The sequence below is a fragment of the Afipia sp. DC4300-2b1 genome, from assembly GCF_049895725.1.
GTDB classification, from domain to species: Bacteria; Pseudomonadota; Alphaproteobacteria; order Rhizobiales; family Xanthobacteraceae; genus Afipia; species Afipia broomeae.
Genome location: NZ_JAFCSX010000001.1, coordinates 598,765 through 610,227 on the forward strand (window position 1 = coordinate 598,765; position 11,463 = coordinate 610,227).

Sequence of the window (11,463 nt, forward strand, 5' to 3'; positions counted from 1 at the left end):
GCGCAAGCAGGAAGCTGGAAAGGTTTCACGCCAAATCTATTTGATTTTATTGATAAATGGCGCCCCACCCTGGATAAAGATAACGAATACGAATCGCCGTTTGCACTACCTTAGAGCCGTCTCGGACCGACAAGCCGCGCATAACGCCGCCGTCACCGCCTTTGACCACTACGGCAGGGGTTCAAGCGGGCTCCGTCAAGGGGGCGGCCATATTGATCTACTAAGCGGCGATTTGTCCGTACCGTCTCCCGCTTCCCATGGCCTTGACGTCATATAGTCTGCTACCGAAGGCCGTGACGAAATCGTCAGCTTCCAGCGCCCACATTTTAAAGCGATTTGCCGAGCGCTGGAAAACCAAAACCTTGCCGTCATAGAGATCGAGACCGTGGGTTTCGGGGATCGGTAGAGTGATCTTCTCCATCAGATTGTTGCCGAGTCTGAGGTCTCGCGAAACAAGACCGCCACTCGGCGGGTCAAAGGTGATGGTTCCAATCACTGAGTTTTTGGCCAGATCGTCAGGTGGATTGAAGCCGAAATACCGGCTCATGCCTCTCGGGAAATCAATCTGATTGCCAGGATGATCCGGCCCGCGATTTTGCGTGACGTAACCAGCCTCGACCCAGAAAATATCGGAAGCTGGCTGGTCGGCTTGCGCTTCTTCCTCCGCCGTTACTGCCGCAAAGTCTGCCTTCCAGCGTTCCTCGTAAACATCAAGAATATCGGCCAAAGGCGTCGCTTGCGCCAAAGGTCAGTTGCCATCGTCTCGATGTTGCGGATTTTGCTTTCGTATTCAGCCTGAACGTCGGTGCGAAGAGTGGCACCCGCCTCGATGCTCTTACGCAGGCCATTCGAGGAAAAGTTTCCGGAACCGACGATCATGCCAAACCGCCCGTTGGTCCGGTTCGCTAATATCGATGATTTCGCGTGAAAATCCCGGCGCGGTAGAAATCCGTTCTGCTCGACGATCCAAGCACCATCATAAACGCGAACCTCGGCATTCGGTTTTCCGCTAATGATCCTGAGAGCTTGAGGCTGGGTCCGTCCGTAATCTAGTCCGAACAGCCAGCGCGATTGCGTTCCGGCCCAAAAGGCAGGCGCCATGGCGATGCTGAATGAGGAAGCTCCGGATTGGGTGGCGTACGCGAATATCCCGAAAAATTCCTCAGAGGCGATCCAATCGTGCGCTCTTTGTATCTCCGACAAGGTCGTCGGCGAATTCTGATCGCTATGAAGGAAAGTGCGTAGCTTCATGCCCCGTCCCCCGATGGAACGAGCGCGGCTTTGCTCGGGTCGTAAACGAACCCCGTGATCGAGCCGTCTTTGATGCGCTCGACCGCTTCGTCGATTACGAACAGCGGCACGAGGAACCATTCTTGCGGCACGACAGGATTTCCAAAGCGATCGGTGATGGTGATGTCCAGCCGCGCGGGATTGAAAACGCGGTGGATGAGACGCTCCAGCTTCGCACGGTTGATGTTGAAGAGGTCGTAGGTGGCGACGATCTCCACGTCGGCCATGATGAATGTGGGTTGCAAACGCGCGCCCGCGATGCGCTGTTCGACGCTCATATTCGTCACGCCGATCTTGTGAACCAGATCGCGATTGGCGGCGACGGTGGGATGATCGGACTTGCTCCGGAGAACGTAGATGGTGCCGGAAGCCAGATCATCTCCGGCGTGCTCACCGGAAAACAGCGGCCCTGCAACAGGGTCGGTAATGCGCCTTCCGGCCTCGTCCTTATGGAGCGCCCGCTGGAGCGAGCGCATGAGCATGTTGCTCTCGGTGCCGTTGTCGAAAATTACACGGAGCCGCGCATCGGTCTTGCCCTGCGCGTTGATGAAGACCTCCTCCATATCCGCGACATAGGCCTTTTGCCCGCTGACGATGAACCATGCGCCAGGGCCGATCTCCGCTTTCATTTCGAACGGACGCGTTTCGCGCAGGCCGGAATCGATCTCAGCCTGAATGGCTTCGAACAACGGTCTGAACCGATCAAAATCCTCACACCGCTCGCGATTGGCGATTTCCTCTGCTGCACGCTTCTCGGCGGTCGTTCGCACATGACGAAGCTCGGTGATGTCCGCCGATCCTGCCGCGCCTTCCAACTCGGCGAACAGCTCGTCCTCGTTCATTTCCTCGACGGGCGAAGCGGAAGCGTTCTCCCCGCCGGTCAGCAATCCTTGATGGTCGAGCGGCCCTAGAAGGGCACGGCACTCCTCCAGACCACGAAGGCGATCAAGTCGGACGGCATATAGCCGCTCAAAGACATCCCCGTCTTCGCCGTGCTTCGGAGCGCGGCCATGCTCCTCAGTGAATCGCTGGATTTCCTCGAAACCCGCAATGATGCGCTCCTCGCGCGGGGTGCGCCCGCTCTTCTTTTCCGGCTGGGCAAACTCCCCCAGTTCCTCGCGCAGCTCATCAAGGTTGAGATCACTCATAGCGTCCCTCATCCTTGAAGCGGACAAAGGCGGCCGCGCCCTCGGCCATGCGCTTTTCCCACGCATCGGTGGAACTGATAGAGGGAAGCCGTCCGCGCTCATTCTTGAACTTCACGGCGCGCACGGCCAGTTCCTTGGCCTCTTCGGGCGTGAGGGTCGTGCGTTTGGCGGCGATGGCGGCGGCGACCTGCTTAAGACTTTCCTCGCTCATCGTTTTTGCAAGGATGGCGTAGGCCTCGCCGAACGGGTTGATCCGGTCGATAAGATCGATGTCGAGTTCTGTGACACTGAGCGCGAACTTACGCACGCCGTCGATCAGGGCGGTGTTGGCGCTCGGCTCGCCATCGGTTTGCTTCTTCGCTTGCTGCGTCAGGGTAAGCGCGGCGATGGCGTGCTGGCGCACGGCCTCCTGATCCTCGTCGCTCAGCTCGGGATACCTATCCTTGATGATCTTGCCGAGACGCACCTGCGTAAGTTCCTCGGGCACAAGTTCCTCGTCGAACAGGCCTCTCTCGATCGCGGTCTTGTCCTGCACGAAGGCCGCGATCACCTCGTTGAGGTCCTCCTGACATATGCGCGCGGCTTCCTTAGATTTGGGCTCGGCAAGCCCGTTGATCTCGATCTGGAAGTGGCCGGTCTGCTCGTTGAAGCCGACATTGCACTTGGCGGGATCGTACCCGCCTTCGCCATAGTCGAAGCCGGGCGTCGGGCCGCTTGCCGGATTCTTCGGCTTGAACTCGAAGCGCGGCGCAAGCACCTGCTCCATAAGAAGGCTGGCGGCGATGGCTTTGAGCGTGTCGTTGACGGCTTCGGTAACAGCCGTCTCCGAAGCGTCGGGTTCCGCGATCAGATTGGTAAAGCGCGCGCGGGTCTTATTCGGCGCGTCTCTCGTCGCACGACCGATGATCTGGACGATCTCGGTAAGGCTGGAGCGGTATCCGACTGTCAGCGCATGCTCGCACCAAATCCAGTCGAAGCCTTCCTTCGCCATCCCGAGCGCGATGATGATGTCCACGAAATCGCGGTTGTTCTTCTGCGCGGGATCCTTGAGCGCCAGCGACACGCGATCCCGCTTGGCCGGATCGTCATCGACGAGATCGGCAATGCGCAGGATGCGCCCCTCGGGCGTCTTGACGAGCTGGAAACCTGTGAGCGGATCGGCTCCCTGCCACTCGCCCAACTCGCCGATGATGTGTTCCACCTCCTTGATCTTATCCTTCGTGCTTTCACGCGAATTGACGTTCGGAATGTGGATGATCGTCTTCTCAGCAGGGTCGAGGACGCCGAGAATGTCGTCGGCATACGAGCCGGAGTAGAAGAAGTATCCGATGTCGAGCTGCTTGAGATACTCGTAGCCGTTGAGCTGCTCGTAATAGGTGTAGGTGACGCTTTCGAATTTGGTCTCGTCGTGGGGGGCGAGAACAGCTTCGGCATCTCCGCGAAAGTATGAGCCCGTCATGGCGACGATATGCACGCGGTCACGGGCCATGAACTGACCAAGGTGTTGACCGAGCTTGTTGTCGGGATTGGCGGAAACGTGGTGGAACTCGTCCACCGCGATCAGCCGGTCGTCGAATTTCTCGACGCCGTACTCGTCCACGGCGAAGCGGAACGTGGCGTGGGTACAGACCAGCACCTTCTCGTCGCTTTCTAGGAAGGCGGCGACGGATTTGACCTTCCCGCCGTTGTCCCCGCCTGGCGCGTTGCAGAGATTCCACCTCGGCTCGACGTGCCAGTCGGCCTCGAAGCCGTATCTGGTGAGGGGCTCGTCGTTGAAGCTTGAGCCGATCGATTTTTCCGGCACGACGATGATGGCTTGCTTCACGTCCTGATGCGCCAGCTTGTCGAGCGCGATGAACATGAGCGCGCGGCTTTTTCCCGATGCAGGCGGCGATTTGATAAGAAGGTATTGCTCGCCGCGCTTTTCGTACGCACGCTCCTGCATGGGCCGCATGCCGAGTGCATTGGCTTTGGTCGAAGCACCGTTGCGGGCATAGGAAACCGAAACGGAGGGTACGGATTTATTCTCGTTGGTCATGCGCTGGCCCCCGCCCTGCGTTTTCTGGTTCCGCCCTGCGCGGTGGTCATCTTGGTGTAAAGATCGAACAGCTTCTCCAGCCGCTCCGTATCGTTGCGAAATTTCCGCCCGATATAGATGCGCTCCAGAACCTCGTCGTTGTGCTCATGCGCCTCCCGCAGGTCGGTCGGCATGTGCTCAGGGTCGTAGAGATCGGCGATCGTTGCAGGAAAATGAGCCTCACGGGCGAGGAGAATATCTTCCGCGCATCGCGTCAGGTCGGCCTTGTTTTTGTCAGTGAGGATGGGAACCGGAAAGGTATTCCAGCCGATCGTGTTGGAGTATCGGAAGTCCGTTTTCAGCTTCCCGCAGACGGTGGCGACCCAGACCAGATGAAGCCGCGACGCCACGATAGACATATTCCACAATGGCGCATCGTAGAGGGCGAACAACAGATCGCTTACGATCGTCTCCCGATCGAAGAGATGCACCGGCAGGTAAGGCCGCCTTTCGGAAGACACTTTCGCCACGGCGAGTGTGTAGCGCTTGGCTGTGCCCGCGATCTGGACGAAACGATAGGGCTTGGAAGCGAAATCCCGCGTCGATGCGGCTGCACTGCTGGCACGGAAATCGCGGACGCGGCTTAACAAAGCCTGCAGATAAGGATGCTCTGCCGCAAACTCCGAATCTTTAGCCTCGATCCACACGCACCAGCGGGGCTTCCCCTGGATCATCTGCTCGGAGCCCAGATACGGCCGAACGAACCGAGCCAGCTCGGGATACTGGTCGAGGACCTGCCTCCGCTCATCTGCCGACAATATGAAATGGCCGCCATCTCGCGGCATGTTCCCGAAGAGCATCGGAGATAGGCCTCCGATCGGGCTCCGTGCCGCCTCGACCGAAGTGTTGGAGCCTGCCGCAAGGTAGGCGTTGATGTTGCTTACCTGCCGCTCGATCACCGCACCATCATCGGCAATGGAGAACAGCCGCTTGGAGGCTGGCGCATCCCGTGAGATGGCGACGATGGCCACAATCACACCGGCGTTGTGGCTTGCCAGATTGGCCCATTTGAACGAGGTATGGGCGAAGGAAATCTGGTGGCCCGTCTCAAAAATCAAGGGCCACAGGATCGGAACCTGTTGTCCTTGGCACACGGAATTGGTGGAGACGAATGCAGCAGAGGCATTCGATCTCAGACCGTAATCTGCCGCCTTCATGAACCAGCCGGCGACATAGTCGAGGGACTTCCACGCGGGCGTGCGGCTATCAAAAATCGCTTTCAGATCGTCCTTTTGATCGTCGTTCTGCCATTTGCTCCCGAGGTAAGGCGGGTTTCCGCAGATGTAGGTTTCGCCACCCTCATTCTCGAAGTCTATCTGAGCTTGATCCAGCGGCGTGCTGAACAGATCATCGCCTACCAGTTTCACGCCCGTGCCGGTCGGCGGGCAGATGCTCAGCCAATCTAGTCGCAGGGCATTGCCTCGGAAAATCCAGTTCTGGGCGTCAAGCGGCAGTAGGTCCGCAAGAGCCAGTTTCTGCCCGCGATAGAGCACGTCACATTGGTATTCCGCGATTATGAGCGCGAGCCTCGCGATTTCCGCTGGGAAGTCGCGCAGCTCGATCCCCCGAAAGTTCGTCACGGGAATTTCGGACGGTCGATCCACTTCGTCCCGTAGTTTGTTAATCTTCGCTTCAATCGCGCGCATCTCCTTGTAGGCGATCACAAGGAAGTTTCCGCTGCCGCAGGCAGGATCGAATACCCTGATTTTCGACAAACGCTTGCGAAGGTTGAGCAGCGTCCGCGGGTTGTCCCCCGCCTCTTCAAGGCGCTCGCGCAGATCGTCGAGAAATAGCGGGTTGAGCACCTTCAGGATGTTCGGGACGCTGGTGTAGTGCATCCCAAGCGCGCCGCGTTCTTCATCGTCCGCGACGGCCTGGATCATCGAGCCGAAAATGTCGGGGTTGATCTGCTTCCAGTCGAGCTTTCCGATATGGATCAGATACGAGCGCGCGATACGGCTGAAGCGCGGCACGTCCATATTCCCGGAGAACAGCCCACCGTTTACATAGGGAAAGGGCTCTGCCCAGCGAGGAAGCGATGCCGAACTCCGATCCTCGGCCTTGATGTTCATTGCGCGGAAGAGCGTGGCGATCACCTCATGGGTGTTCGACGAATCCTTCGCGCTCATCCGATCGATCGTGTCGGTGAACAGTCCCGTTTTGCTGAAAATGTCCGTGTCTTCGGCGAAGAAGCAGAAGATCAGGCGCGCCATGAAATGATTCATGTCGGGTCGGCGCTCTGCCGTGCCCCAGTCCGGATTATCCTTCAATAGCTCGACATAAAGGCGATTGAGGCGGCTAGTTGCCCTGATATCGAACGAGTTATCGCGGATTTGCTTGACGGTCGAAATTCCCGCCAAAGGCAGGAAGAAGCCGAAATGGTCAGGAAACTCCGTATAGGCGGCTACAACGGTTTCGCCGCTCTCTAGGTCTTCCGCCTCGAATGTGTCGCCATCGGTCGCGAGCACGAACTGAGCCTTGGCCCGCGACGTGGCGGGGCTCGCCTTGAGCGCAGAAAGGGTATGCGTGACCTCCCCGGCAGCGCAGGTGACGATATGGATGTTGTTGGTTTGAAGGACGCCGCCCATGTCGGATTTGTTCGACACGCCGCTTCGCAGGCGCCTGATGGTGGTTTCTTTGTTGCCGAAAGCTTCGAGGAACGCGAACGGAAACTCGGCTGGGTCGAACGGACGTTCGGCCAGTGCGCTGACAGCTTCCTCGATCTCGACCGCGTTCATTTCCTTTCAAGCCCGCCACTTGCCGCACCCGCATCACTACCGTGGGCGCTGATATAGCCCTTCATGAATTCGCGAATGACTTGCGCGGCGGGTCGGTCCTGATCGCGGCAGACTGCAAGGAATTTCTCCCTTAGATCGCGTTCGATGCGGATGCGAAGCCCCGTGTCCTTCATGGCGCCACGTGTACCCGATGGATACACATGGCGCCATCGCTTTCCAGCGTGGGGGTGGCAACTGGTTGCTCGCTCACGCGCAACATACTGAAGTTTAAGGCGTCCACGCCTCATCCGCTGCGATCACGCGTCACCTACCAAAACAGCGATATGTCAGGTTATCGATCAATCTATATTGACAATGTCAGACAGTCGTCTCATTTAAGGTGCGGGGAGCACGATTCGATGAGCGATGGCCCGTACAAATCTCTTCCGATGAAGCCTCGTTGGCGGCATGCAGCAAAGTGCGCTTACAAGGATGCGTTCTCTCAAGACGAGATCGTCGAAAGCGTGACGCGCGCGTCACACGCCGACTGGCGCGCCGAAGTCCGGCAGGCACTTGTTGGGTCAGTCACCTCCGTTGTTGCTCCTTTGGGGCAGCAGGCCCTCTTCGCGGACCAGGTTCTGGCAGATCTCGGTGCGCTCCGGCGCGGCTGCGCCTCGCCGCTGGAGGCGTCGTTCGTTCGCAACGCGATCGATGCCGTAGTAACCGGACGCACTGGCGCCGATGCCGTCCAGTTCGCCGCCGAGGAAGCACTCTCCGACCGCCTGCTCTGCAATTACCGTCAGGTCGAAGAGCATGTCCGCCGTGACGACAGCATCCGCAACGCGGAGTTTGTGCGGAACCGCTTCGAGGCGGCGCACGGCCAAATCGATCTGTCTGGTCTTGCGCGTGCCGCACTGCGGACGGGCGAGCCGCTGACGCGCCGCACCCGCGCCCAATTCACCGATCTCGACGCTGGAGTTCCGCTATGACCGCCCGCACCTATCATGCCTCACGCGAGACCGCATTCGTGGTCGATGCGGTTGAGCTTGACGCGGCCGTTCGCGACGGCGCGATCGCCGCCAACCTCGGGTCCGCGATCAATCTCTCAATCGCTGGGCTGGAGAGCTATTTCTATACCGGCTGGCGTCCAGAACTTGTCGACCTCCTCGTCATCGCGGCCGCTGTCGAATATTGCGATCTTAGCGTCAAACGCCCGGCGTGGGGCTGGGCGCGGTCCTTCGACCTGCGTGTTGCCGTCCATTCGCTCGATCGTTGGGAGGATTCCGCAGTCCACAATGCGCTCGAGGATGCTCTTTCGTTCCTAACGGGCGATCAGTGGATCGTCAGCTTCGTGCAACGCATGCGCGACATTGAGCGCGTGGGACAGGGCTCCCTCGGCTTCGACGTGCGCGACCGCGTGATCATGCCGTATAGCGACGGTGTGGATTCCCGCGCTGTTTCGGCGCTCGTCGATGAGGCCGAAAAGGGCGGGCTCGTGCGCGTCCGCCTTGGCACCAAGGGCGGCGATACTCACTCAAAGGATCCCCGCGAACGCCGCTTCATGTCGGTGCCCTATCAGGTGCGGTTCGATGTCGGCCAAAGGGTCGAATCGTCGGCGCGGTCGCGGGGTTTCAAGTTCGCAGTGATTACAGGCATCGCTGCGGCGCTCGCAAATGTAGAGCGGATCGTAGTGACCGAGAGCGGTCAGGGCGCCCTTGGTCCGATCCTCGTCACCTTGGGGCAAAGCCACCCCGACTATCGGGTCCATCCCGCCTTTACCCGTCGGATCGAAGCGCTGTTCGAAGCCTTGACCGGCAAGGCGCCGCACTACGAGTATCCCCGCATCTGGTCGACCAAGGGCGAGACCGTCACAGCGGCGCAGAACCTCGCGCAGCCGCCCAACTGGGCGAACACCCGCTCGTGCTGGCAGGGTGCTCGGCAGGTAAGCTTTGAGCACAAGCGCCGGCAATGCGGTATCTGCGCTGCCTGCATGTTGCGCCGCCTCAGCATGCATGCGGCCGGCGTTGAGGAGCCTGCCGCCAACTACATCTGGGAGGACCTGTCCGCCCCCAAGATCGAGAAGGGCGCGGTCGCGGGCTTCACCCTGATGACCCCGTCGCTCCGCGAACATGCCGTCGCCGGCGTACTCCACCTCGACCATCTGGCCTCGCTCTCCGGTTCTGCCATCCATAGTCGCGCGGTTGCCCGCGTCGCCCGTGAAACCGCCGATGCTCTCAGAATGTCGTCGTCCGAGGCGGAGTCGAACCTCTTGGCGTTGCTTGCGCGTCATCGCGCCGAATGGCTCGCGTTCCAAGAGAGTCTCGGGCCGAATTCCTTCGTCGCCAAGCTCGCGCAGGTCTCGCCGTGGCAGCGGTGACAGGCAGCCTGACCTCGGAAGCGCTTGGAGAGCTGCTACGCGACGCCAGGGAGAATGCGAAGCTGACCCAGGCTGCGGCGGCCCAGGCGCTGAATGTCGCGCGCACCACGCTAGTCGCCATCGAGCAAGGCCAGCGCCGTGCGCGCCTCGAAGAACTTCAGAAGCTCGCTGCCCTGTATCGCGTGTCACTCAACGTGCTGCTGCGCCAGGGCAGCGCGAAGGTCGATTTGCGCCCCCGCTTCCGGCGGGCCGGTGAAGGCGATGCAGAAGTCGAAGAGGCCGTCGCTTTGCTTAACAGCCTCGTCCAGGCGGAACTGGAACTGGAAAACCTGCTCGGTATCAAGCGTGCGCGCAACGACCCGCCGGAGCGCCCCCTGCTGCCCGGCAACGTCTCGCTCCAAGCCGAGCAGGACGCGAGCGAACTGCGCCAGTGGCTAGGGCTTGGCATGGCACCGGTCCACGATATGGTCAGCCTGCTGGAAGTCCAACTGGGCGCGCGCGTCTTCGTCCGGCAGTTGCCGGCCCGGATTTCGGGACTCTATGCGTTCGACGAAGTTGCCGGTGCCTGCATTCTGTTGAACGCGTTGCATCCTCGCGACCGGCGCACGCAGACCGGGGCCCATGAGACTGGCCACTTCATTTCCACCCGCCGCGCACCGGATGCGCTTTATGCGGATTCGCCTGAAGCTTCGCGGGAAGAGCGCTACGCTAACGCCTTCGCGCGCTGTTTTCTAACGCCCGCCCGAGCGGTTGCCGCCCGCTTTCAGGATGTCACCGCCGGTGCCGCGCGGCTCACTCGCCGCCATATCATTATTCTTGCCCACGCCTTCGGTGTGTCGCGCGAAGCAATGGTGCGGAGACTCGAGGAACTCGGCCTTACTAAATCCGGCACCTGGGACTGGTTTAAGGAGCACGGCGGCATCACGGACGAGCAAGCACACGAAGTGCTCGGCGACGCGATACCGCCCGATTCAGCTAAGACCGATGCCGCTCGGCAAGTGTCGATGCGCATGAGCCTCCTTGCGAGTGAGGCGTGGCGGCGTGGTCTTCTGAGCGAGGGGCAGTTGGCGCGCCTTCTTCATATCGACCGCGTCGAAGCACGCGAGATGATCGATGAATTTGAAGCTGAAGGAGCGGTCGACGATGAGTCGCCAATCCTCCTGGCTTGAGCGGGCGGCATCGCTCGTCGGCGATGCCAGCGTCTGGATCAACCTCGTCGCGACAGGCTGCGCCGAGGACATTCTCCGATCATCGCCGGCGGAACTCGTCATCACGACGACTGCGCTCGGCGAGCTTGAGAATGGGCGCGCGAAAGGTCGGCAAACTGCCGCCGAGGTTGCGAGGCTGATCGAGGTAGGTTTGATCCGCGAGGTTTCGCTCAGTTCTACCGACGAAGCTGTGTTTCTGGACCTCGTCGCTGGTCCGACGAGCCTCACACTTGATGATGGCGAGGCGGCAACAATCGCATATGCGCTCAGTTCGGGAGCGGGCGCGCTGATCGATGAGCGTAAAGCCACCGACTTGTGCGCCGACCGCTATCCCGCGCTTATCGTCATGAGCACGACGGATCTGCTTCTTGCCGATCCGATCGTGTCGTCCTTTCAGGCCGATGGTCTCAGCAAATGTTTGTTCCTGGCGCTGACGGTCGCACGTATGCGTGTCCCCGAGCGCCATCTTGCTGGCGTCTGTGAACTCCTAGGACCGGATCGTTGCCGAGAGTGCCGCAGCCTGCCCGGGGCATGGCGGCAATCGGCGGCTTCGCGCTTGACCGGCTAAGAACCATTAGAGAACAAAATCTGCTGGCGAAGGCTTGTGGATCAGTTAGGCAGGTCGAATGGAGAGCATAACGAGCCC

General features: G+C 60.1%; 10 protein-coding genes. 4 read left to right on the top strand and 6 right to left on the bottom strand.

Annotation, left to right across the window (positions count from 1 at the left end; translation table 11 throughout):
- Window positions 1-220 precede the first annotated feature (220 nt).
- Genes ACP7AL_RS02975 through ACP7AL_RS03000 form a run of 6 tightly spaced genes read right to left on the bottom strand, consistent with a single transcriptional unit; the run spans window position 221 to window position 7,426 of the window.
- On the bottom strand, window positions 221-727 hold the full coding sequence (locus ACP7AL_RS02975) for a hypothetical protein (protein ID WP_425988706.1): 507 nt from the start codon (window positions 725-727) through the stop codon (window positions 221-223).
- Complete coding sequence (locus ACP7AL_RS02980) at window positions 670-1,251, bottom strand: hypothetical protein (RefSeq protein ID WP_425988709.1); 582 nt, start codon at window positions 1,249-1,251, stop codon at window positions 670-672. Before ACP7AL_RS02980 ends, ACP7AL_RS02975 begins: the two co-directional genes overlap by 58 nt.
- On the bottom strand, window positions 1,248-2,438 hold the full coding sequence (locus tag ACP7AL_RS02985) for a GIY-YIG nuclease family protein (protein WP_425990001.1): 1,191 nt from the start codon (window positions 2,436-2,438) through the stop codon (window positions 1,248-1,250). Before ACP7AL_RS02985 ends, ACP7AL_RS02980 begins: the two co-directional genes overlap by 4 nt.
- Entirely contained in the window at window positions 2,431-4,476 is a 2,046-nt protein-coding gene (locus tag ACP7AL_RS02990; protein WP_425988711.1) for a DEAD/DEAH box helicase, read from the bottom strand. Before ACP7AL_RS02990 ends, ACP7AL_RS02985 begins: the two co-directional genes overlap by 8 nt.
- Entirely contained in the window at window positions 4,473-7,253 is a 2,781-nt protein-coding gene (locus tag ACP7AL_RS02995) for a class I SAM-dependent DNA methyltransferase (protein WP_425988714.1), read from the bottom strand. Before ACP7AL_RS02995 ends, ACP7AL_RS02990 begins: the two co-directional genes overlap by 4 nt.
- Window positions 7,250-7,426 carry a hypothetical protein gene (locus tag ACP7AL_RS03000; RefSeq protein WP_203310733.1) on the bottom strand — a complete coding sequence of 59 codons (177 nt, stop codon included), beginning with the start codon at window positions 7,424-7,426 and terminating at the stop codon, window positions 7,250-7,252. Before ACP7AL_RS03000 ends, ACP7AL_RS02995 begins: the two co-directional genes overlap by 4 nt.
- Window positions 7,427-7,453: 27 nt before the next feature.
- Between ACP7AL_RS03000 and ACP7AL_RS03005 the strand changes: the two genes are divergently transcribed.
- The 4 genes from ACP7AL_RS03005 to ACP7AL_RS03020 are packed head-to-tail and all read left to right on the top strand — an operon-like array spanning window position 7,454 to window position 11,385.
- Window positions 7,454-8,221, top strand: a complete 768-nt coding sequence (locus tag ACP7AL_RS03005; protein ID WP_425988717.1) for a hypothetical protein — start codon at window positions 7,454-7,456, stop codon at window positions 8,219-8,221.
- A 38-nt stretch (window positions 8,222-8,259) separates the two neighbouring features.
- On the top strand, window positions 8,260-9,609 hold the full coding sequence (locus ACP7AL_RS03010; protein WP_425988719.1) for a 7-cyano-7-deazaguanine synthase: 1,350 nt from the start codon (window positions 8,260-8,262) through the stop codon (window positions 9,607-9,609).
- Complete coding sequence (locus ACP7AL_RS03015) at window positions 9,606-10,778, top strand: helix-turn-helix domain-containing protein (RefSeq protein ID WP_425988721.1); 1,173 nt, start codon at window positions 9,606-9,608, stop codon at window positions 10,776-10,778. The genes ACP7AL_RS03010 and ACP7AL_RS03015 overlap by 4 nt, the downstream gene beginning before the upstream one ends.
- Window positions 10,729-11,385: a hypothetical protein gene (locus tag ACP7AL_RS03020; protein ID WP_425988723.1), complete on the top strand. Its 657-nt coding sequence runs from the start codon at window positions 10,729-10,731 to the stop codon at window positions 11,383-11,385. The genes ACP7AL_RS03015 and ACP7AL_RS03020 overlap by 50 nt, the downstream gene beginning before the upstream one ends.
- Window positions 11,386-11,463: the final 78 nt, after the last annotated feature.